This window comes from Collimonas rhizosphaerae, from assembly GCF_038896935.1.
GTDB classification, from domain to species: domain Bacteria; phylum Pseudomonadota; class Gammaproteobacteria; order Burkholderiales; family Burkholderiaceae_D; genus Collimonas; species Collimonas rhizosphaerae.
Window position 1 is genome coordinate 45636 of the sequence record NZ_JBANDC010000025.1, and the last position, 20656, is coordinate 66291.

17 protein-coding genes and 1 other RNA gene are annotated in these 20656 nt (G+C 58.2%); 8 read left to right on the plus strand and 10 right to left on the minus strand.

The window, feature by feature from the left end; all coding sequences use genetic code 11:
- Positions 1-4: 4 nt before the first annotated feature.
- Positions 5-721, minus strand: coding sequence for a response regulator transcription factor (locus tag V8G57_RS24175; RefSeq protein ID WP_342831541.1), 717 nt, complete (start codon positions 719-721; stop codon positions 5-7).
- 345 nt (positions 722-1066) lie between these two features.
- Between V8G57_RS24175 and V8G57_RS24180 the strand changes: the two genes are divergently transcribed.
- The 4 genes from V8G57_RS24180 to V8G57_RS24195 all read left to right on the plus strand — a co-directional run bounded on the left by V8G57_RS24180 (position 1067) and on the right by V8G57_RS24195 (position 8344).
- Positions 1067-2332, plus strand: coding sequence for an SPFH domain-containing protein (locus V8G57_RS24180; protein WP_254785190.1), 1266 nt, complete (start codon positions 1067-1069; stop codon positions 2330-2332).
- The gene (locus V8G57_RS24185) at positions 2329-3735 is read left to right on the plus strand and encodes an SH3 domain-containing protein (protein ID WP_342831542.1); all 1407 of its coding nucleotides are present in this window, start codon (positions 2329-2331) and stop codon (positions 3733-3735) included. The genes V8G57_RS24180 and V8G57_RS24185 overlap by 4 nt, the downstream gene beginning before the upstream one ends.
- Before the next feature lie 161 nt (positions 3736-3896).
- Positions 3897-4259, plus strand: a transfer-messenger RNA (tmRNA) gene (ssrA, locus tag V8G57_RS24190).
- 764 nt (positions 4260-5023) lie between these two features.
- Complete coding sequence (locus V8G57_RS24195) at positions 5024-8344, plus strand: autotransporter family protein (protein ID WP_342831543.1); 3321 nt, start codon at positions 5024-5026, stop codon at positions 8342-8344.
- A gap of 26 nt (positions 8345-8370) precedes the next feature.
- On the opposite strand, the gene V8G57_RS26320 is transcribed toward V8G57_RS24195, so the two are convergent.
- Together V8G57_RS26320 and V8G57_RS24200 are read right to left on the minus strand one after the other, a co-directional pair.
- Positions 8371-8445 carry a Com family DNA-binding transcriptional regulator gene (locus V8G57_RS26320; RefSeq protein WP_139220147.1) on the minus strand — a complete coding sequence of 25 codons (75 nt, stop codon included), beginning with the start codon at positions 8443-8445 and terminating at the stop codon, positions 8371-8373.
- Between the two features lie 957 nt (positions 8446-9402).
- The gene (locus V8G57_RS24200; RefSeq protein ID WP_092400378.1) at positions 9403-9975 is read right to left on the minus strand and encodes a hypothetical protein; all 573 of its coding nucleotides are present in this window, start codon (positions 9973-9975) and stop codon (positions 9403-9405) included.
- A 635-nt stretch (positions 9976-10610) separates the two neighbouring features.
- Here V8G57_RS24200 and V8G57_RS24205 point away from each other — a divergent pair.
- From V8G57_RS24205 to V8G57_RS24215, 3 genes are all read left to right on the plus strand, one after another.
- A complete protein-coding gene (locus V8G57_RS24205; protein ID WP_092400374.1) occupies positions 10611-11426 on the plus strand; it encodes a transporter substrate-binding domain-containing protein in 816 nt (271 codons plus the stop codon).
- 137 nt (positions 11427-11563) lie between these two features.
- A complete protein-coding gene (gene chrA / locus V8G57_RS24210) occupies positions 11564-12928 on the plus strand; it encodes a chromate efflux transporter (RefSeq protein WP_342831544.1) in 1365 nt (454 codons plus the stop codon).
- 75 nt (positions 12929-13003) lie between these two features.
- A complete protein-coding gene (locus V8G57_RS24215) occupies positions 13004-13330 on the plus strand; it encodes a barstar family protein (RefSeq protein WP_342831545.1) in 327 nt (108 codons plus the stop codon).
- A gap of 8 nt (positions 13331-13338) precedes the next feature.
- Here V8G57_RS24215 and V8G57_RS24220 read toward each other — a convergent pair whose 3' ends face one another.
- From V8G57_RS24220 to V8G57_RS24250, 7 genes are all read right to left on the minus strand, one after another.
- Positions 13339-14157 carry a phosphodiesterase gene (locus tag V8G57_RS24220; RefSeq protein WP_092400369.1) on the minus strand — a complete coding sequence of 273 codons (819 nt, stop codon included), beginning with the start codon at positions 14155-14157 and terminating at the stop codon, positions 13339-13341.
- Entirely contained in the window at positions 14154-15215 is a 1062-nt protein-coding gene (locus V8G57_RS24225; RefSeq protein ID WP_342831546.1) for an ABC transporter ATP-binding protein, read from the minus strand. The genes V8G57_RS24220 and V8G57_RS24225 overlap by 4 nt, the downstream gene beginning before the upstream one ends.
- On the minus strand, positions 15212-16015 hold the full coding sequence (locus V8G57_RS24230; protein ID WP_092400365.1) for an ABC transporter permease: 804 nt from the start codon (positions 16013-16015) through the stop codon (positions 15212-15214). Before V8G57_RS24230 ends, V8G57_RS24225 begins: the two co-directional genes overlap by 4 nt.
- A complete protein-coding gene (locus V8G57_RS24235; protein ID WP_342831549.1) occupies positions 16012-16785 on the minus strand; it encodes an ABC transporter permease in 774 nt (257 codons plus the stop codon). Before V8G57_RS24235 ends, V8G57_RS24230 begins: the two co-directional genes overlap by 4 nt.
- 68 nt (positions 16786-16853) lie before the next feature.
- A complete protein-coding gene (locus V8G57_RS24240; protein WP_425458326.1) occupies positions 16854-17861 on the minus strand; it encodes an ABC transporter substrate-binding protein in 1008 nt (335 codons plus the stop codon).
- Positions 17862-17880: 19 nt separating this feature from the next.
- Positions 17881-18909, minus strand: coding sequence for a LacI family DNA-binding transcriptional regulator (locus V8G57_RS24245; RefSeq protein ID WP_342831547.1), 1029 nt, complete (start codon positions 18907-18909; stop codon positions 17881-17883).
- 152 nt (positions 18910-19061) lie between these two features.
- A complete protein-coding gene (locus tag V8G57_RS24250) occupies positions 19062-19517 on the minus strand; it encodes a GNAT family N-acetyltransferase (RefSeq protein ID WP_092400357.1) in 456 nt (151 codons plus the stop codon).
- A 153-nt stretch (positions 19518-19670) separates the two neighbouring features.
- On the opposite strand from V8G57_RS24250, the gene V8G57_RS24255 reads away from it, so the two are divergent.
- Complete coding sequence (locus tag V8G57_RS24255) at positions 19671-20525, plus strand: patatin-like phospholipase family protein (RefSeq protein ID WP_092400355.1); 855 nt, start codon at positions 19671-19673, stop codon at positions 20523-20525.
- The last annotated feature ends 131 nt before the right edge of the window (positions 20526-20656 follow it).

A 20656-nucleotide genomic window follows, 5' to 3' on the forward strand; every position in this document is an offset into this window, starting at 1 on the left:
CACATCATTTTTCCTGGTCAACCCAGCGAAAGCCGCGCATCGGGATATTTTCAATGCAGGCAAACTCTGCGTCGACCTCGCGGAATGCATCGCGGATGGTGCTGACGTGCTTGCGGATATTGTCGCGATTGCGCCCGCTCTTGACCACCTGGAACAGCTGCTCATAGGTCACAACCTGGCCGCGATGCTCGTACAGCGCGGCCAGCAGGCGCTGCGCCGTCAGCGGCAGGTTGATGCGTTGCGCGCGCCAGATCGGGGTCTTCTGGCGCAGCGGGTCGATCGACAGTTCGTTGCTGCTGGCCGCGGGCGCACTCTCCCTCGTGCTGTTGCGGTCCTTTGCGGCGCGCAGGATTTCCAGGAAGGTATCGATGAAATCGGATTCTTCGAAGGTTGCCTTTTGCAGGTAATCCCAGGCATCCAGCGCCTTCATGATGCTGCGGTAGATGGTGGCCGGCATGGCCGACACCACCAGCACCGGCGTTGCCTGGCCCTTGTTGATGGCATTGATGATGGCGACGCCGGCATGGCGCTCGCGCCCCAGTTCGATGTCAAGCACTACCAGGTCATAGTTCTCGCGCGCCAGCGCCGCTTCGGCGTCGTCGCGCGTATACCACTGGTCGACGTGGATGCCAGGCTTGGCCGATTCGATCCAGCCCTTGAGCTGGTTGCTGGTCGGGATGTCGTCTTCGATCACCGCTACTTTTTGTGCCTGCTTTGACATTTTTTCTCCGCTACATCCGCTATCAATGACGCCCCTCGTCCCGCCCCTTTTCACGGCTTGCCCGCTGCCCCTGTGCATCTGCAGGGAGAGGGCGCCCGCTTGCAGGACGCAGGGTCATGAAAGTATCCACGCTTTCCCATGAAATGTCTGCGCCGCGCTGTGAGTATTTCTTCACACGGCTTACCTGACTGCGACGTTGCGGAGCATTCACCGCCCCCGGATAACGCGACTGCCCCGGCCTGGCCATTGTTACTTCCGCTGCCTGGAGCGCAAGATTCTTCCCAGGGAAAAGCATTGCGTGCCGCTCCCAACCATCGAATTACTACATCAACCGGGGGAAATATCATGTCTGAACGGCTCGAATCACTGGCGCAGGGCTTGCTTGCACTGCTCACCACAACCATTTCGGCAATCGGCGCTGCGCTGGTCGGCCTGGCCCGCGCTGCGCGGCGTGCCTGGATACTGTTGCTGGCGCTCGCGCTGATAGGCGGCAGCGGCTACGAATTGATTACCCACCCGCCGTTCAAGACCTTGGAACCCGGCGAAGTCGGCATCCGCGCCAACAAGCTCACCGGCGGTACCACCGAAGTAAAAGACGGCCTGGTGGTGGTCATCCCCGGCCTGCATGAACTGCGGCGCTACTCGCTGCTCGATCAGGTCTACCGCCCGGTCCGCAGCAGCAAAGCGAATGGCGAAGCGCCGTTCCAATCGATCGAGGGCCTGTCGCTGGGCGTGGACCTGACCATACGCTACGCCATCGACCCGGCCAGGCTGGCCGCTATCGCAGAAAAACTGCCTGCCGACATCAACGGCGAGATCGTCGAGCCGATGGTGCAGGGCGTGATTTACAAATCCTTCACCCGCTATTCGGTGCGAGACATCTTTTCCACCAAGCGCGGCGAAATCCAGAAAGAAATAGAAAACGAATTGAAACCGAAACTGGCGGCCGACGGCATCATCCTGCGCGGCGTACAGATGGGCCAGGTCGACCTGCCGCCTGAGTACCGCCAAGGCATGGAAAAATTGCTGGCCGAAGAACTGGAAACCGAAAAAATGAAATACACGCTGGAGCTGAAGAGCAAGCAAGTACGGCAAACCGAGCTGGAAGCCGAAGCCGACAAGGTCAAGCGCGAAAAATCGGCGGAAGCGGCCGGCAACGAACAAATCATCGCCGCCAAGGCCCAGGAAGAGGCCATGAAGCACGTGTTGCCGTTCAAGCAAAAGCAGATCGAGCAGCGCCAGTATGAAGCCGAGGCAGAAAAGGTATCGCGCATCAAGACCGCCGAGGGCAGCGCAGAAGCGCGCCGCATTGAAGCTACCGGCGAGGCCGATTCACGCCACAAGCTGGCCGACGTCGAAGCCTACCGCCTGGAAACCATCGGCAAGGTCACCAGCGCCCAGCTTGAACGCGACGGCGCGCTGATCTCGAAGAACCCCTTGCTGATCCAGAAAACCATGGCCGACAAACTGTCCGACAAGATCTCGGTGATCATCGCCGCGCCCCCGGCCAACGGCGGCTTCATCGGCTCTGCCTTGCTCGGCGGCGGCCAGGCGGTTGCCTCGCAAAACTCGCAAACCAGCGTTACCGCAGCTCAGGAGACACAGCAATGATGCTCGCCGCCCTGGCCTTGGTCGCCATCGTCACCCAGGATAGTGCCGCCCTGCGTGCCGCCCCCCGTGAATCGGCCCAGCAGCAAGCCGTGCTCTGGCAAGGCGACAGCCTGGAAGTGCGCGGCGAGAAGATGGACTACCTGCAGGTGTACGATCACCGCCGCGAACGCGGCGGCTATATCCGCGCTTCGCAAGTACGCACCCAGTCGCTGGAACCGAAAGACGCCCCCGACCTGCTGGCGGTGGTACGCTTCCTGCGCGACACGCCGGGAGCCGAGGCGCTCGGCATCAGCTACGCGGCGGCCTACCTGAAAGCGGCGCCGGCCGAAGCCATCGGCCCCGAGCCATTCGATGCGCTCGGCACCATGGCAGAACGGCTGGCGCGCCGCGCCTCAGCCAAACGCGGAAAAACCGACGACACCGTATTGGCGGCCCATCTTGAAGTGGCATCCAGCTACGGCATCAGCATGCAGGGCTTCGAGCGCGAAGGGCGCATCCAGCTTTGCTACAACGGTGAAGCCTTCCGCCGCGTATTGGCCATGAAATCGGACGATGGGCAGCGCGCCCGCGCCGCCCTGGCGCTGACCCGGCCCGAGTGCGTAGACCCCAACCTCACCCCCACCGACCGCAACAGCCTCGACGCCTGGCGCGGCGACATCCTCGACCGCGTGCAATTGACCAACCTGCCCGAATACGAAAAAAACCTCCTGCGCCTGCGCCGCGCCGGCGTCTGGGCCAGCATCGCCTTCGAACGCGCCAGGCAGCGCCTGCCGGCCCAGGAAGCCGCCAACCGCGCCTTGCAGGAACTGGCCGGCGTCAACAAGGAAGAAATCGCTGAACCGGACGCAGCCGCCTATACCGATGCCGCCGTGCGCGTCGCTGCCTCGCGCTGGGCGGCAGAACCGGAACCGGCGACCGGCAGCGGCCTGGCGGTCCTCACCGCACCAGGTGAAACCGGCGAAACCTGCGTCACGCTGGTAGACGCCAAACACGATCAAAAGAACCCGCTCTTCAAGCGCTGCACCTACGGCCTGGTCTGGAAAGCCTCGGCCAGCGTCAACGCCCAGCAAACCGCATTGGCGCTCGCGGTGCAACCGCTCGACTCATGGCGCGAGCTCTGGGTATTCCATCAAGGAGATAAGGGCTGGACCATCGACATCCTGCCGCCGGCCGCGAACGCGCCCGATGTCGGCTACCTGGAATTCGCCGGCTGGGTGCCGGGCAGCGCGAAGATGCTGGCGGTACGCGAAGCGCGCGTGGACGGCCGCTTCAAACGCAGCTTTGAAGTGATCCGGATGGATACCATGGATGTCGAGAAACAGGCTGACAGCCCGCGCTCCCTGAGCCTGTTTTACCGCTGGCAGGACCCGGCCTGGAAGAGAGGGACCTTGAGCATGCGGTGACGGCGGATGCGCAAGCCGGGCTGGAAAGCCCGGCATGGCGCCAGGCAAGAGCCGGGATGCGAGCTGGAAATCCGCGCCATTGGCTCCAAGCCAGTCAGGCGCTCGGGATGCCCGTCTCGGATCGAGCGATAAAGTGCTATACTGACAGCTGCTTTACCGTCGGGGGCGACCTGGTTTCGACGTGGGTTACAAAGCAGCGCAGGGCATACCGAGGACCGACTACCTCGTAAATACAATCGGAATAGATCTAACTGCAAACGATAACTCGTACGCACTAGCCGCTTAATAACCGGTTAGCTCTACACCATCTCGTCCCTGGGGTGGGCTGGTAAAACAGCAGTAGAGTCATTTACAGGGAATCGCTTTTAGTCGGGTTACTTGGCTGAAAGTTAAATTTAGGTGACTCGCCTGAACGAAGCGTGTGCGTCCGCGTCGGCTGGGTTAAATCAAATGACAGCACTAAGTATGTAGAACTGTCTGTAGAGGACTTGCGGACGCGGGTTCGATTCCCGCCGCCTCCACCAATATATCGTTTCAAATCAAAGACTTAAAAATATAATGCTGTCATGTGTGTGGTGTTTTGGAGCTGTTTTGGCTCCAGAATGACAACATAATGACAGCATTTCTTTTTTCATCTAACGAGGCGGATTCGATTTCCGCCACCTCCCCTATTACAAACCACGCCAGGCCACCGCAAACCTCGTAAATACTGGGGGTTACAATGACTGCGAGGTCTGGCGATGGCTCAAATAGTCTCCATTTCCGCCCAAATTTCGCCCACGTTTGCGACTTAGCGACAACGCTGTTACCCATCTCGCACACACCAATAATCGCACTCATGAATCGGCGTCAGTCAATACTGACGCCGATCGTCATTTTGGGCCGGCATTTTTTTTGACAATATCGGCATGTGTTGTTTATTTACAATATTTGAATGTCAAATATTGTCACATATTGTCATGTGGCAATGTAATCCTGAGAAAATTAATTGTTAAATCAAATTCAGATTTAACAGCATATCCGAGGATTTTTAGAATTCAAAACGTTAAATATCATCTTGCATTGTTAATTTTTCAATGTGAGCCACAAACACGAAATGTTAAATCTATAAGCGCCAACAAAAAAAATGCCCCAACCTATTCACTATCGTCTAGTTCTTTCTGCCGCCTCTTCCCTTGTGCTAATACCTGCGCTGAGTGTGGTACCGGGAACAGCCTACGCAGCGTGCAACACTTCTGGTCAACTCACAACCTGCGATGCCACCGCGACCAATCCCTGGATTACGACAGTGGGGACCGGCAATCTGCCCGCCGAGGATGGTCGAACCGTCACCGTCGGGACAGGCAGCCAGCTCGCAGTCGGCGATGCAAACGCCATCAGCCTGCGTGACAATGCGAACGTAACGGTCCAGAACGGCGGTACGGTGAGCGCCAAGGGGGTCAACAACAATGGGCTGTACAGCACCGGCGCCAATACAGTCGAATTCCGCAACAACGGCACATTGACGATCGATCAAGGAGGCCAAGTTCTCGCAACCGGCACGCAAGGCAGTGCGGAAGCCATCAATCTGCAAGGCGCAGGCAACGTCATCACCAACAATGGCACGATCAAGGCAGATCATGCCGCCGCCATCTGGTTTCAGAATACAAGTGGCCTGAACACGATCGTCAATAATGCAACGGGAATCATCCAGGCGCCAGGCAATGTGATCGGCGCGTCAGGAAACGGTGCGGTCGACTTTACCAATAGAGGACAAGTCATCGGCAATCTCGTTTTTGCCGGTGGCAATGATACGTTGCGGCTCTATACGGGGTCGGTCATTACGGGCAATTTCAATGGCGGCGGCGGCAATAACACCATTTTCTTGAGCGGCACCGGAAGTTCGTCTCTGTCTGGCAATATGGTTAACTTCTCATCGCTTATCAAAAACGATACGGGAACCTGGACGCTAACCGGCACCATCACGGGGGCCACTGTCGCCGAGGTTCAGCAAGGCACACTGGCGCTCACCGGCAACAACAGCGCGTATACCGGCAAGATAACCGTCGATGCGGCAGGCACGCTTGAGGCGCGGGCGCAGAGTTTGCCGTCTAGCGTCATCGACAATGGCCTGGTGCGCTTTGTACAGCCTGACAGTGGCACTTATGCCGGTCTCATTTCAGGCACCGGTGCGGTCGAAAAGACCCAGGGCGGCACCTTGGTGCTGGCGCCGACAGCTGCCGGCGGCAATACCTATTCCGGCGGCACCACGCTCACCGCCGGCACCGTTGCCGTCGGCGCCGACAACGCACTGGGTGCAAACACCGGTGGACTGACATTCAACGGCGGCACACTTCAGCTTCAGCAGAGTTTTGATCTCGCCAGCACACGTGCGGTAACCATCAATGCGCCGGGCGGCACCATCGACACACAAGGATTTGCATCCACGCTGTCGCAAGGCATGACCGGTTCCGGCAGCTTCAACAAGGCAGGATCTGGCAGCCTGACGCTTGCAGGAGACAATACCTATGCCGGCGGCACGACAATTTCGGCCGGTACGCTACAGCTGGGTAACGGCGGCACCACCGGCAGCATCGTAGGCGATGTTGTCAATAACGGTTCTCTTGTCTTTAACCGCTCCGACACACAGCCGTTTTCTGGAACGATTTCAGGCACAGGCGCGGTTAGCCAGGCTGGCAGCGGCACCACGGTGTTAACCGGGAACAGCACCTATAGCGGAGGAACCAGTATCTCGGCCGGTACGCTGCAACTTGGCGGCGGTGGTACAACAGGTAGCATCGTGGGCGATGTTACAAACAATGGTGCGCTGGTCTTCAACCGTTCCGACGACGTCATTTTCCCTGGCACGATTTCCGGCACCGGCTCGGTTACGCAGGCCGGCGCCGGCATGACCGTGCTGAACACCGACAATCCCTATACCGGAGGAACGATCGTCGCAGCCGGAACACTGGCAGTGGGCGACGCCTCGCACACTGCGGCGGCATTGTCCGGCGGCGGTAATACAACCGTCGCCTCAGGCGCCACGCTCGGCGGCTACGGCAGCGTCACAGGAACGGTGACCAACAACGGCACGATTGCGGTGGCCAATGCCTTGCCTCAGTTTGCCGGCTCGGGCAACGGCAGCTTTACGATCAACGGACCATTGACCAACGCCGGCCTGCTGCAAATCGGCGGCCAAGGAGTTGGCAACCGGCTCACTGTTGTCGGCAACTATGTCGGCCAGAATGGCAGCATCGCCCTGAACACCTACCTCGCAGGCGATGGCGCAGCGTCGGATCGCTTGGTGATCAACGGTGGTGCCGCCAGCGGATCGTCCAGCTTACGTATCACGAATGTCGGTGGGCCCGGCGCGGCCATAGTCGCCGACGGTATTGAAGTGGTGCAGGCCGTGAACGGCGCGACGACCGCCGCAAGCGCTTTTGTGCTGGCGGGACCGGTCAAGGCTGGCGCCTATTCCTACTATCTCGCCAAAGGCGGCGTGAGCGGCGGCACCTCGGAAAACTGGTATCTGCGTAATACCGTGGCGCAAACTCCAACACCGCCCGTCGTTGTGCCTCCAAGCACGCCCACAGGTACGCCCCCGGCCGGGGCGCCGACCACCCCGTCGGTTACTCCTGCAGACCCAACGCCGTCGGCCGGCTCTGGAGCAATCCCACTGTATCGCCCCGAGGTCCCTGTCTATGCGGCAGTTGCCAGCGTCGCCCGGCAAGTCAATATTCAGCAACTCGATAATTTTCATGACAGGCAGGGCGAGCAGTCGCTGCTGATCGAGAACGGCGAACTGCCGGCGGCCTGGGGGCGTGTCTGGGGCAGCCATACCAAGCAACGTCAGGATGGCACTGTCACGCCCCAGTTCGATGGCTCAATGACGGGAATGCAGGTCGGTCACGACATCTACGCAGACACCAGCGCCAGTGGCCAACGCAACCATTACGGTCTGTTTGTCGGCTTCGCGCATGCCACCGGCAAGGTCAACGGTTTTGCGATGGCTGTGCAGAATCTTGATGTCGGCAATCTTGCTGTCGACGCATACAGTCTTGGCGGCTATTGGACCCACGTCGGCCCGAGCGGCTGGTACACGGATGCAGTCCTGATGGGAAGTTCACTATCGGCGGATCCGCGCTCGCACGATGGCGTGGGCGCGCACACCCACGGCAGCGCGCTTATCGGATCGATTGAGGGCGGCCTTCCCATTCCACTCGGCGCGGATGTGATCATCGAGCCTCAGGCGCAAGTGATCTGGCAAAATCAATCCTTCAATAACTTGAATGATGGTGTCTCGACTGTGAGCTTCAACAACGGCAATACCTTCCTCGCTCGCCTCGGAGTGCGCTTGCAAAGCCGTTTTGACGCAGCTGCCGCGATCTGGCAGCCATATCTGCGGCTGAACCTGCTGCGCAGTTCCGGCTCCCATGACACCACCACTTTTGACGGTACTACCGTGATTTCCAGCGGTACGAATCAGACAGCAGGCCAGCTGAACGCGGGTCTGGTTGCCACGATCAACAAGTCGACCAGTGCGTTTGTGACCGGAACTTACACGACCAATCTCGGCGGAGCGCAACAGCGCACGGCGATGGTGGATGCCGGCATGCGATGGAGCTGGTAAGCATGGCGACAATGCCTGGCGTGTCTTCATGCAATTGCGGAACGGATGATTCTCAGGTAGTTTAATGTGCCGCAACGAGGATACTTGATGGTGAGGGTGATACATTCACTTTCACCATTTTTTACGTTTCCGCTATCGACTCAAGCTGTGTAAAAACGAAGCGCCGTCGCGCCCTCCCCATGAATTAGGAATTTTTGGATCCCGATATAAACGAGGTCAGTTCTGAAACGTAGAATAGCTATCCCATACACGTTAATGGTACGCAGATGAAAAGGTTAGTTCACGGCGTGGAATGAGACTGTAGGCCCGCACCAGCTATGTTTATCCTGCTCTGCTGTAGCAAATTTGTAACAGTTGTTTTTGGCGATACATCACCAAGGGCATAAGATGAGCACTGAGTTTTTTATTTTAAAAAATCCCCGAGGCATGCTGGAGAAAACTATCCTATGCGTAGTTCTTCTGACGATGTGTCAATACGTTCATGCTCAATCTTTGCTCGTCACAGCGGAATATCCACAACCCTGGCCGACCACTAAACGAGATACGTCTGAACATATGCTGCGTTCGATGGACGGTCACCAAACGCCTGAATCTCCCTTCGCACGCGCAATAGCACGCTCTGCGACAAAGAGTTTTATTGAACTTGGTATCGAAGCATCGACAAAGGCGCTTATTGATTGCCAAAAGGAAACGTCAGGCACACTGACAACGCCCTTTGGGAGAGGGGAAAGCCAACAAGCCCACTGCTTTCGGTTTTAGTGGCAACCTAATGGGGCACAGCATTTATCAATTTAATCCGTTCACCTAAGGAACGCCAGGTGTGATGACAATGCATCTCCTAGTTCAATGGATAGAACGAGTGCCTCCTAAACGCTAGATACAGATCCGATTGGCAAGATAAAATCACGACACTGAACAACTGAATTTGACCTGACAACGGCACACGTCAAACCGGGGAATGTCAGATCAGGTCGCGACTACTACACTTGAAATCATCGGAATGCCAATTCATCGCATCTGAAAATTCACTTAGATGCGGTTTCTTTCCTGGCGCGGTATCACTGATCACGACGCCATGCCTCAAATGTAATCGGATGCTTGCTGTTGGCCTTCGTGACATGAACGGGATCTAGCTCCAAGGCATCCCCTCCAGGATCAGAGTTCAAATGCCAGCTTTGCACGATTTCCTTGTGGAACAGCCAGTCGTGCCGCTTCTCGTCGTAATGGAACGTAATGTAATCAGTCCAGTGCTGACCGCAGGCAACGCTATGCTGAACAGTGAAATAACGATCCTTGATTGCCAGTCCATTGTCTTCGCTATCTGTGAACGGGTCGCACTGCCCTCCTTCGTCGGCGCGCATTACAAGCGTGTCATTCCTTGTCGCAAGCCTGAACGTTCCGTCGGGATTCTGGGTGAAGATAAGCAGGGGGCGCAGTGAAGGTTGCAGCCTCGTATCGACAGGATGATGAACGACCACCAGATAATCCTGAAGATTATCGTCATTAAGCTGACCCACCGCGTAGCTTAATACCTCATATCCTTTTGGAATGAGCCTAACGATGTTTGCGGGAAATTCGGCTGCACGAAGTGCGCCAGAGGCAAACAGTGCAAGAACAAAAAGGTATTTCATGTGTTTGATGGGAATTACTATTGATCGGAGATTTTTCTTCAGAATTAGTTATGGTTGAGTATCATTCATACCCATGCAAATTGAAAAATTCTTTTTGGTCTTTTTCTTCAATAAAATTAGAGGCTGCGGCAGTATCGCCATAAAAATCTTTTGTAGGCTAGCCGATCAACGGTCGCCGACTTTGGCGGTCAACTTTGCCGGCATACGCAGAAATGACAGCATTATGCCAACCATCAGGCCAAAAGCCGCATAAACTCCAGGTTTAGGGCGGGTTCGATTCCCGTCGCCTCCACCATTATTTCATTGGAAACAATGACCCCGGCATATGCGGCCTCCAGAAATGGGGGCCGTTTTGTTTTGCGCTTCAAAACCGGGAACCCAGATCCCGTCCGATGAGACAAGGAAACAACAAAACGTCTCCGATTCGACGCGTTTTTCCAAGCCATTTCATGCACTCTGCCAACAGTTTTTTTGTAAATTCGCAGGAAAGAAACAGCGCGACACAATTCCCGATTATTCCGTATACAAACTTTCTGCCCAGACATAGAATCCTGTGCGTAACAATCGTTGCGGCAGTATTGTGAGCCATTGAAAAATGGACATGGGTTCGTTCAATTGATTCTGGGAGTCTTCTTGTGAAGCGTTACGCCGGTGTATTTGCATGCATTCTTGTCTATTCCGTTGCCTTGGCGACCACCCTGTTGCCGGCCCATGAGAGCCGCGCCGATGCACTGGAAGACGTGCAGAACCGCCGTGCGATCCGCATCGCCGTGCCCAAGGATACGCCGCCTTTCGGCTCGCCCAATCAATACAAGTCGCTGGAAGGATTCGATGTCTCGATCGCCAGGATGATTTCACTGGAACTGGGCGTCAAGCTGGACATGGTGCCTATGGATAGCGCCGAGCGCATTCCTTCGCTATTGAATCGGCATGTGGACCTGGTGATCTCCAGCCTTGGCAAAAATCCGGAGCGCCAAAAACAGATCGACTTTTCGCAAGCTTACGCACCGTTTTATCTCGGCATCTTCGGCGCGCAGAGTGTCGAGGTCAAGAACGCGGCTGGCCTGGCAGGCAAGTCCATCGCTGTGCTCAAAGGTTCGATCGAAGATGGCGAGTTGAGCAAGGTTGCGCCGGCATCGGCCAATATCAAGCGTTTCGCCACCGAACCGGAAGCGGTCAAATCGTACGTGCAAGGCGAGTCCCAGTTGCTGGCCGCGGGTAACGTGCTGATTTCCGCCTTTACCAAAGAACAGGCGGAAGCAACCCGGCTGAAAATCGTGCTGAAGGACTCGCCCTGCTTTATCGGCGTCAACAAGAACGAAACCGCCTTGCTCGGCAAGGTGAATGCGATGCTGAGCCGCATCAAGCAAAACGGCATGCTGAACGTCAATGCCCAGCGCTGGTTCAAGGCGCCACTGCCTGACAGCGTGCTGCAGAGCGGTATCGAGTAAGGTTGCCGAGCCGCTCGGCACCGGACTGAAAAAGGGATCCCGCAACCGGGATCCCTTTTTTCGTTGTAAGGTAAGCTGTGCAAAGCTGGCGTCGCAACGACTGCCGCGGCCTGAACCGACACTTGTGAAACCAGACGATGAGCCAACCTCAGATTCCAGCGGCAGCAGACATCGGATTGCCGCCGTCCCCGGTCAGCTTTCGCCAAGCGTTCATGTTCTGGCTCAAGCTGGGCTTCATCAGTTTCGGCGGACCTGCCGGACAAATCTCCATCATGCACCAGGAGCTGGTCGAGAACCGGCGCTGGCTTTCCGAACGGCGTTTCCTGCACGCGCTGAATTACTGCATGCTCTTGCCCGGACCGGAGGCGCAACAGCTTGCCACCTATATCGGCTGGCTGATGCACCGTTCATGGGGCGGCATTGTGGCCGGGGTCTTGTTCGTATTCCCCTCGCTGCTGATCCTGATCGGCCTATCGTGGCTATATATTGCCTTTGGCAACCTGCCGCTGATCGCCGGCCTGTTCTATGGCGTCAAGCCGGCAGTGACTGCCATCGTGCTGCAGGCCGCTCACCGCATCGGCTCGCGGGCGCTCAAGAACAACGTGCTCTGGGCGATCGCGGCAGCGTCGTTCGTCGCCATCTTCGCCTTGAGCCTGCCTTTTCCACTGATCGTCGCAACTGCCGCCCTGATCGGCTACATCGGCGGCCGCATCGCGCCGGAGCGCTTCAAGACCGGCGGCGCGCACGGCAAGGCAGACCAGTCGTTTGGGCCGGCGTTGATCGATGACGATACGCCGACGCCGGACCATGCTCGCTTTCGCTGGCGCAGCCTGCTGCGCGTGGCCATCGTCGGCGCATTGCTATGGGCGGTTCCGATGGGATTGCTGACCGCGGCCTACGGCTGGCATGACACCTTGACGCAAATGGGCTGGTTCTTCACCAAGGCGGCCATGCTGACTTTCGGCGGTGCTTATGCCGTATTGCCGTATGTGTATCAAGGCGCGATAGAACACTACAACTGGCTGACGCCGGCACAAATGATCGACGGCCTGGCGCTGGGCGAAACCACGCCCGGGCCGCTGATCATGGTGGTGGCTTTTGTCGGTTTCGTGGGCGGCTATGTGAAAGCCCTGTTCGGACCGGACAGTCTGTTTCTTGCCGGTGCAGCCGCTGCCGCATTGGTAACTTGGTTCACTTTCCTGCCATCGTTCCTGTTCATCCTCGCGGGCGGACCACTGATCGAAGCCACTCACCACGACCTCAAATTTACCGCTCCCCTCACGGCCATCACCGCCGCCGTGGTTGGCGTGATCCTGAACCTGGCGGTATTCTTCGGGTATCACGTACTCTGGCCGCAGGGTTTTAACGGCGCCTTTGACTGGATATCGGCACTGATTGCGCTGGCCGCAGCCGTCGCCCTGCTCCGTTTCAAACGCAACGTGATCCATGTCATTGCGGCATGTGCGATCTGCGGCCTGATCCTGAAAATATGGATACTGTGAAACGATGGACGCAACTTGTCGCGGCAAATGTGATAAGTTCGGCAAACGATCTGGAATTCAAGCAGGAGAAACATCATGCCAAGCGCCCGCCTGAACGGCGAAATCATCACCGACTGGGATAGTTTCCACACCGAATCCGCGCAGGCATTCGGCTTTCCCGAATTCTATGGCCGCAACATGAATGCCTGGATCGATTGCCTCAGCTATCTGCGCGACGAAGATGGCATGAGCAAGTTCCGGCTGCAGGAAAACGAAGTGTTGAATATCGAGATACTGCACAGCGAAACACTGCGCCGGCAGGCGCCCGAGATCATCGAGGAACTTGAGTTCTGCATCGCCGCCATCAACGAACGCTACGACGACTACGGCGAAAAGCCGGCGCTGAAACTGACGCTCCGCTAGGGCCTGGCCTAATCAATCAGATTGTCGCCATCGTAGAACGGATACGGCCCGTCAAACTCGCCGACATAGGCGGTATGGCTGATCAGGCCGGCCTCCGCATCCCACAGGTGCAGCTGGAATGCCGGCGGTTCCATGACGAATTGCGATGCCGCCTGCGGGCTCAGGTCCAGCGCCACCTGGTGCGCGACGCCGGGACAGGTAGAGGCGATCGTACCGCCGAAGCGCACCTGGATCGCTCGGTGCAAATGACCGCAAAGAATGCGCTCGACCTGAGGATGGCGGCACACCACGTCGGCCAATGCCTGCGGCTGCGCCAACGCAATCTGGTCCATATGGCCGATGCCGGTCTTGAACGGCGGGTGGTGCATCACGATCACCGTCGGCTTGTCCGGTTGCGTCTGTAATACCCGGTCCAGCCAGGCCAGGCTGGCCGGCGCCAGCGCACCGCTGCTGGCGCCCGGAATGACGGTGTCCAGCGCGACAATGCGCAAAGGATAATCATCGATCACATATTCGATCCTGTTTTCGTTTTGCCGCAGGTAAGCGTGATCGGGAAATGCTGCGCGCAGCGCGCTGCGCTCATCGTGGTTCCCCGGCAGCAGGTAGCAAGGCATCGCCAGGGGCTGCAGCAGCTGGCGCAGGAATGCATATTCTTCCGGCTTCCCGAAATCGACCAGGTCGCCGGTCAGCACCACGGCATCGGGCCGCTGCCTGAGCTGGTTGACCTGCGCCACGCAACGCCGCAGGCTTTCAGCGGTATCGACGATCCGGTACGACTTCTTGCCGTCGGCCTTGATATGCAAATCGGAAATCTGGCACAGGATCATGCTGTTGCTCCATCGCTAAAATGCAGCAGACCATGTTCCGCTACGCGCAATGCGATAGGTTCGCCTGCCCGCCAGGAAGCACGCCTGCCGGTTTCCACGATGACCGGCTGTTCGGCGCCGATATCGATCACCAGGCGCGTCCGGTCTCCCAGGAAGAAGGTGGACAACACGGCGCCCTGCATGTTCGCACCGGCCGCGCCGTCGGTGACGACCTCCACATCTTCCGGCCGGAACATGAGCGTTACCGCCGGCGCCGGCGACGATGCGGTGAATGGCAGCATGCCGCCGGCAAAGCGCAGGTAACCGTCGTGCACCCTGCCCGTGACCCGGTTCATGGTGCCGATGAAATCGGCGACAAAATGGCTGGCGGGACGATAATAGATATCCTGCGGACTGCCGACCTGCGCAATCCTGCCGCGTTCCATCACCACCACCCGGTCGCCCAGCGCCATGGCCTCGCTCTGGTCATGCGTCACATAGATCGCCGTGATGCCGAGCTTGCGCAGCAGCTGGTTAAGATCGGCGCGCAGGGTCTCGCGCAGTTTCGCGTCCAGCGCGGTCAAGGGTTCATCCAGCAGCAGCACCTTGGGTTCGACCGCCAATGCGCGCGCCAATGCGACCCGCTGTTTTTGGCCTCCCGAGAGCTGGTCGATGCGCCGCTGTCCCAATCCTTGCAGGTGCACCATCTCCAGCAGCGTGTCGATTTTTGCGAGCCGCCGGGCCGCCGGCATTTTGCGGATCTTCAAGCCATAGGCAATGTTTTCGCCAACGGTCATGTTCGGAAACAAGGCGTAATTCTGGAACACCATGCCGACACCGCGTTTTTCTATCGGCAAGGCAGTGACGTCTTCGCCGCCAAACAGGACCTGGCCGCCGGCATCCGGAAATTCCAGACCGGCAATCAGGCGCAAGGTGGTGGTCTTGCCGCAGCCGGACGGCCCCAGCAGGACGACGGTTTCTCCGGGCCTGATTTCCAGTTCTATCGGCTGCAGCGCTTGCGCGCCGTTGGCGAAGGTTTTTCCGCACTGGATTAACTGGATGGAAACAGCATTCTTCATAAACGGACTCTTGAGCGTGTAGTGTGCGTTACCCATTGCATGGCGATCAGCAACGGAATGATCATCAGGAAGAAGATCAGCGTATAGGCGGAGCCGACTTCAAGCCGCATCGAGGCATAGCTGTCGGCCAGCCCGACCGGCAGCGTCATGGTCAGGGGGGTATGCAGCATCCAGGTAATGTTGAATTCGCCTATCGACAAGGTCACCACCATCAGGGCGCCGGCAAGGATACCTGAAAATACGTTGGGAACCACGATCCCGAAAAATCGCTGCCACAGTCCCGCACCCAGGCTGGCGGCGGCTTCCTCCAGCACCGGCAATTGCGACGACTGCATCACCGCCAGCACCGGACGCACCATGAATGGCAGCGTAAACAGCACATGGCCGACCAGGATAAACAGCAGGCTGCCGCGGAATTCCCGGTACTGGCCGTATGCCATGATCAGGGCCAACGCCGTCGCCAGGCCCGGCACGGCTACCGGCATCATCAGCAGCTCCTCGAACGCGCGCGCCAGCCGGCTGTTGCCGCCCCGGTGACGCGCCAGCATGTAAGCCAGCGGCACGCCGGCGGCAGTGGTGACAACCAGGCAAGCCAATGCGATGGCGATCGAACGCCAGATCGTCTGCTGATAGGTGGTCCAGACCTGCTCTACCCAACGCAAAGTGAAACCGCTGGACCAGCCGACGAAAAAATTATCGGTGATGCCGGCCAGCATCGACAATACGATGGGCACGATCAGGAACGCGCACACCAGCAAGGTGAACGCCAGCTGCAGATAAAAACGGAAAGAATGTTTCATGCAGCGGCTCCCGCTGCGTTGCCTGACCATGAACGCGCCAGCGCCAGCACCAGCCAGGTGATCGCGCCTAATACGATCGACAATGCAGCGGCCATCGAAAAATTGGCGTAGCTGGTGAATTCGTTATAGATCGCCATCGGCAATACGTCGATATTGGTCGCCAGCGTGAAGGCCGTGCCAAAAGCGCCGACGCTGGTGGCAAAACAGATCGCTCCGGAAGACACCAGCGCCGGCGCCAGAGCCGGCAGCACGATATCGACGAATACCCGCAGCGAGTCCGCGCCTAGCGAGCGCGCCGCTTCTTCCAGCGCCGGATCAAGCTTTTCCGCTGCCGCCATTACGGTCAGGATCACGCGTGGAATCGAAAAATAGAGATAGCCGAGGAACAGGCCGCCCAGCGAATAAGCGAATACCCAGGCGTCGCCGAACAGCCAGTTGGTCACGACGCCGATCAAGCCTTGGCGGCCGGCCAGCATGATCACCATGAAACCGACCACCACGCCGGGAAACGCCAGCGGGAAGGTCAGCATGGACAGCAGCAGCGCTTTACCGGTAAAACGGTTACGCTGCAAAAACAGCCCGACCAGGGAGGAAATCATCAATGTCGCCAATGTGACTGCGGCCGACAGCAGCAGGGTCGACATCAGGCTGGTGAAATAGTGGCGATTGGTCAGCACGGCAAGATACGCTGCGGCGCCGCTCGGTCCGCTGGCGCCGACTTCTACCAGGCGCAGCATCGGCAGCAGCCAGAAGGCCAGGAACAGCGTCATGCCTGGCGCTGCAAACAGCAGGTAAACGTGGCGCCCGGCTGGCGTGCGCCGCTTCTGGCCATGCCTGTTCACCGCAGTTCAGCCTGATAACGTTCGCTGAATTTGCGCTGGACCTCGGCCATCTTGCCGTAGTCGACCGGCTTGGCGCGGGCGTACTCCGCAGCCGGCAGGAAGCGTGACTGGGCTTCCTTGGAAATGGCCGAAGCACGCACCGGCCGCAGATAGGCATTAGCCCAGATTGCCTGTCCTTCGTTGGACAGCAGGAAATCGAGTACTTTCTTGGCGTTGGCAGGATTCGGGCCGTTCTTTACCAGGCTGACCACATACGGCACCGTCACGGTTCCTTCGCTAGGGATTACAAACGCGACGTTGGCTTTGTCTTTGTATTTAGCGCGATAGGCGTCGAAGTCATAACCGAACAAAATCGGGATCTCGCCAGACAGCAGGCGCGCATAGGAAGTCTGCTTGGGCACGATAGGCTGGTTTTTTTGCAGCGCCTTGAAATAGCTGATGCCCGGCGTGAAATTATCCAGGGTGCCGCCCAGCGCCTGGTTGACCGCCACCGCGCCGACATAGCCGACAAAGGCACTGGCCGGATCGAGGTAGCCGATCAGTCCCTTGTATTCCGGCTTCAGCAAGTCCTGCCAGGAACGAGGCACCGGCTTTCCCTTGAGCGCATCGACATTCACCATCAAGCCCATGGTGCCGGAGTGAATCGTGAACCAGTAGCCGTCAGGATCTTTCAGGTCGCCTGGAATATCATTCCAGCCGGCCGGCTTGTAAGGCGTCACGACCTCATTTTTTTTGGCTTCGATGCCGAAGGTCACGCCGACATAGGTAAAGTCGGCTACCGGACTGGCTTTTTCAGCGATGATCTGCGATAGCGACTGGCCGCTGTTCTTGTTATCCGGCGGCACCGTGACGCCGGTCTTGTCCTTGATGGCCTTGATCTGCGTTGCCCAGTCGGCCCATTCCGGCGGACAGTTGTAGCAGATCGCGTTTTGCGCGAGGGCATGGGCCGATGCGGCCAGGGCGACGGCGGCAACCATCGTATGGAAAACACGTGCTAAGCGCATGCTTGTTCCTTTCTTGAATTTAACTGTGAAAATCAAAGGTTCTGACCGAGCCGCCCAGGCGGACGGTGTGAGGCAATAATTGCGTGGATGCCGGCGCTTGGCCGTCTTGCGGTTCCTCGATCGCGTGCACCAGGGTACGCAGCGCCAGCTCGCCGATTTGCTCGGATGGCTGGGCGACGCTGCTCAGCATCGGATCCATCAGCTCGCCTAGCGGGATGCCGTCGAAACCCATTACCGATACATCGTCGGGCACGCGCAGGCCAATTGCGCGCAAATCGCGCATGACGCTCAGCGCCAGCAAATCGTTGGAACAGAACAGCGCGCTTGGCCGCTGCGAAGGATCTCGAAAGATTTGCAGGTGCTCAAGGGAAAGCGCGGCATAGGTATGGCGTGGAATTTCAATCGGCGTCGGCGCTTGCAGCCCATGCTCGCGCATCGCCTGCTGGTAGCCGTGATAACGCTGCAGCGCCCGGTCGGACGCATGGAATTGCCCGGACAGCATCTGGATCCGGGTATGGCCGAGATGGATCAGGTGCGTTACCGCGTCATGGGCGGCTGCCCGGTTATCGACCGACACGGATGGCCGCGCCGTCTGTTGCGGCTGGTTGTACACCAATACATACGGGATGCGTTCGCGTTCCAGCACATCCAGCGTGCTGCTCGCGTCGGCGTTGGTGACGGTGAGGATGATGCCGTCGACCCGGTGCGCCAGCAACAGCGCGACGGCGGCGGACTCATCTTCCTGGCGGTATTCGGTTGCAGTGAACATGACCGAATAGTCGCGTTGGCGCGCCGCCGTTTCTACTCCCTGCAGGCATTGCGCAAATACCGTATTGGACAAGGTCGGCACCACCACGCCGACCGTGCGCGAGCGTCCGGCGCGTAAATTGCGACCGGTAAAATTCGGGCGAAAGCCGAGGACTTCGATTGCCTGGTTAATCTTGCTGGCGGCATCGATGCTGACCGAATCCGGCTTGTTCAGCAGGCGCGATACCGTGGCGATCGATACGCCGGCTTCCAGGGCTACCTGTTTGATGGATGGACGCACAATTTTATCCGCGATGTAAACGTTTACATCGTGCCAGCGCTTTGTTACGCGCTGATGACCATGTGCAGGTCTGTCGGGATCGGCTGCTTAGTGTTGTATTGCCTGCCTAGTTGCCGCGCAGGGGCTTGGATGCCGCGGCCGCCAGGGCAACGCTATCGCGATGGACGCAGATAATAGATATCCCACTCCTCTTCTGCGAGGAATTCAAAACCATGGCGCTGATAGAAACGGTTGGCATCGCTTCCTCTCAGGGCGCCTACGCGCAGCGGCAGTGATAGCGCATCGGCCTCTTTAAAGACTTGCGCGAGGACGGCGGCCCCGATTCCTTTTCCCTGGTTGCCGGGGCGGATATAGAGATGGTCGAGCAACAGCTGGCCGTTGGCAGGCTTGACAACCACAAAACCCAATCGCCGGCCGTCGGCCACCACGTGCCGTGTATGCAATGCCGAAAAACCGGCGCGGAATCGTTCCCTCGCACGAATCGGATCGAAACGGCCGATACGCTCCAGGCTTTCGCGCATGGCGTCTATGCGCAATGCGACCAGCTCCTCAAAGTCTATTTCAGCTGCCTGGACCAAGGTGACGGGTGGTGTATTCGATGCCGGCATGTTCACTTTCAGAATTGGTTTCCATTTGATCCGGCAATTTTATCTGAATCAGTGAATCGGGCCTTTAATTCCCATCGCTGGCGCAGCGGCGCAAGGTGGATTAGGCTATACAGGTTGCCATGTAGCGCCTATGGCTATTCACAGGTTGCCGTTATGGAAAAGACTGCATTTGTTTTCGCCGGTGGCGGAAGTCTTGGCGCCATTGAAGCCGGCATGTTACGAGAGCTGATTGCATCCGGCCTGCGCCCGGATTTCCTGGTCGGCGCCTCTGCCGGCGCAATCAATTGCGTATTCTTTGGCTTTCAGCCGCATGCAGCCGGCGCCATGCGCCTGGAATTCCTGTGGCGCGGCATCCGTCGCCAGCAGATCATGCCTTGGTCGTTTCTTGCCCTTCTTGGCGCCGCCCGCGGCACGCACCTGGTAAATCCGGCGCGGTTACGAAGCCTTCTTTATGAACATTTCGGGAATCGCCCGCTGGAGGATACAGATCTTCCGGTGCATGTCGTCGCCACCGAGATGAGCACCGGCAACGAGATAGTGATTTCTTCCGGGTCGGCGGTAGAGGCCGTGTTGGCCAGCACGGCAATTCCCGGTGTTTTTCCACCGGTTTCCCTTGCGGGAAACCTGCTGATTGATGGCGGCGTTGCAAACAATACGCCGATCTCTACGGCGATAAGGCTCGGCGCGACACGTGTGATCGTGCTTGCCACCGGCTTCAGCTGTGCCGATCGGCGGCAGCCCAAGGGGGCGCTTGAGCACGCAATGAGTGCGCTCAACCTGCTGGTGGCGCGTCAATTGGTTTCGGATCTGGAGCGTTGGGCGGCGCATGCCGAGATAGCCGTGGTGGCGCCGCTATGTCCGCTGGATGTCTCGCCGTACGATTACAGCCAGTGCGGTTTGCTGATAGACCGGGCTGCGGCGGAAACTCGTCGCTGGCTGGACACCGGAGGATTGGATAATCATGGAATTCCCGGCGCGCTGAGGCCGCATTCTCATGCCGAAGAATAATGGGCTGCCAGTCGTAAAATCGTTAGCCCAAAGCAAAAACCCTCTGCAGTTTTCTGCAGAGGGTTTTTTAATAAAAGCCTGACGATGACCTACTTTCACACTGGTTGCAGCACTATCATCGGCGCAAAGTC

Bases quoted from the DNA above. Each gene is read 5' to 3' on its own strand.
- V8G57_RS24175 (WP_342831541.1), bottom strand. From the start codon at position 721: ATGTCAAAGCAGGCACAAAAAGTAGCGGTGATCGAAGACGACATCCCG.
- V8G57_RS24180 (WP_254785190.1), top strand. From the start codon at position 1,067: ATGTCTGAACGGCTCGAATCACTGGCGCAGGGCTTGCTTGCACTGCTC.
- V8G57_RS24185 (WP_342831542.1), top strand. From the start codon at position 2,329: ATGATGCTCGCCGCCCTGGCCTTGGTCGCCATCGTCACCCAGGATAGT.
- V8G57_RS24200 (WP_092400378.1), bottom strand. From the start codon at position 9,975: ATGAAATACCTTTTTGTTCTTGCACTGTTTGCCTCTGGCGCACTTCGT.
- chrA (WP_342831544.1), top strand. From the start codon at position 11,564: ATGAGCCAACCTCAGATTCCAGCGGCAGCAGACATCGGATTGCCGCCG.
- V8G57_RS24215 (WP_342831545.1), top strand. From the start codon at position 13,004: ATGCCAAGCGCCCGCCTGAACGGCGAAATCATCACCGACTGGGATAGT.
- V8G57_RS24220 (WP_092400369.1), bottom strand. From the start codon at position 14,157: ATGATCCTGTGCCAGATTTCCGATTTGCATATCAAGGCCGACGGCAAG.
- V8G57_RS24225 (WP_342831546.1), bottom strand. From the start codon at position 15,215: ATGAAGAATGCTGTTTCCATCCAGTTAATCCAGTGCGGAAAAACCTTC.
- V8G57_RS24230 (WP_092400365.1), bottom strand. From the start codon at position 16,015: ATGAAACATTCTTTCCGTTTTTATCTGCAGCTGGCGTTCACCTTGCTG.
- V8G57_RS24235 (WP_342831549.1), bottom strand. From the start codon at position 16,785: ATGACGCTGTTCCTGGCCTTCTGGCTGCTGCCGATGCTGCGCCTGGTA.
- V8G57_RS24240 (WP_425458326.1), bottom strand. From the start codon at position 17,861: ATGCGCTTAGCACGTGTTTTCCATACGATGGTTGCCGCCGTCGCCCTG.
- V8G57_RS24250 (WP_092400357.1), bottom strand. From the start codon at position 19,517: ATGCCGGCATCGAATACACCACCCGTCACCTTGGTCCAGGCAGCTGAA.
- V8G57_RS24255 (WP_092400355.1), top strand. From the start codon at position 19,671: ATGGAAAAGACTGCATTTGTTTTCGCCGGTGGCGGAAGTCTTGGCGCC.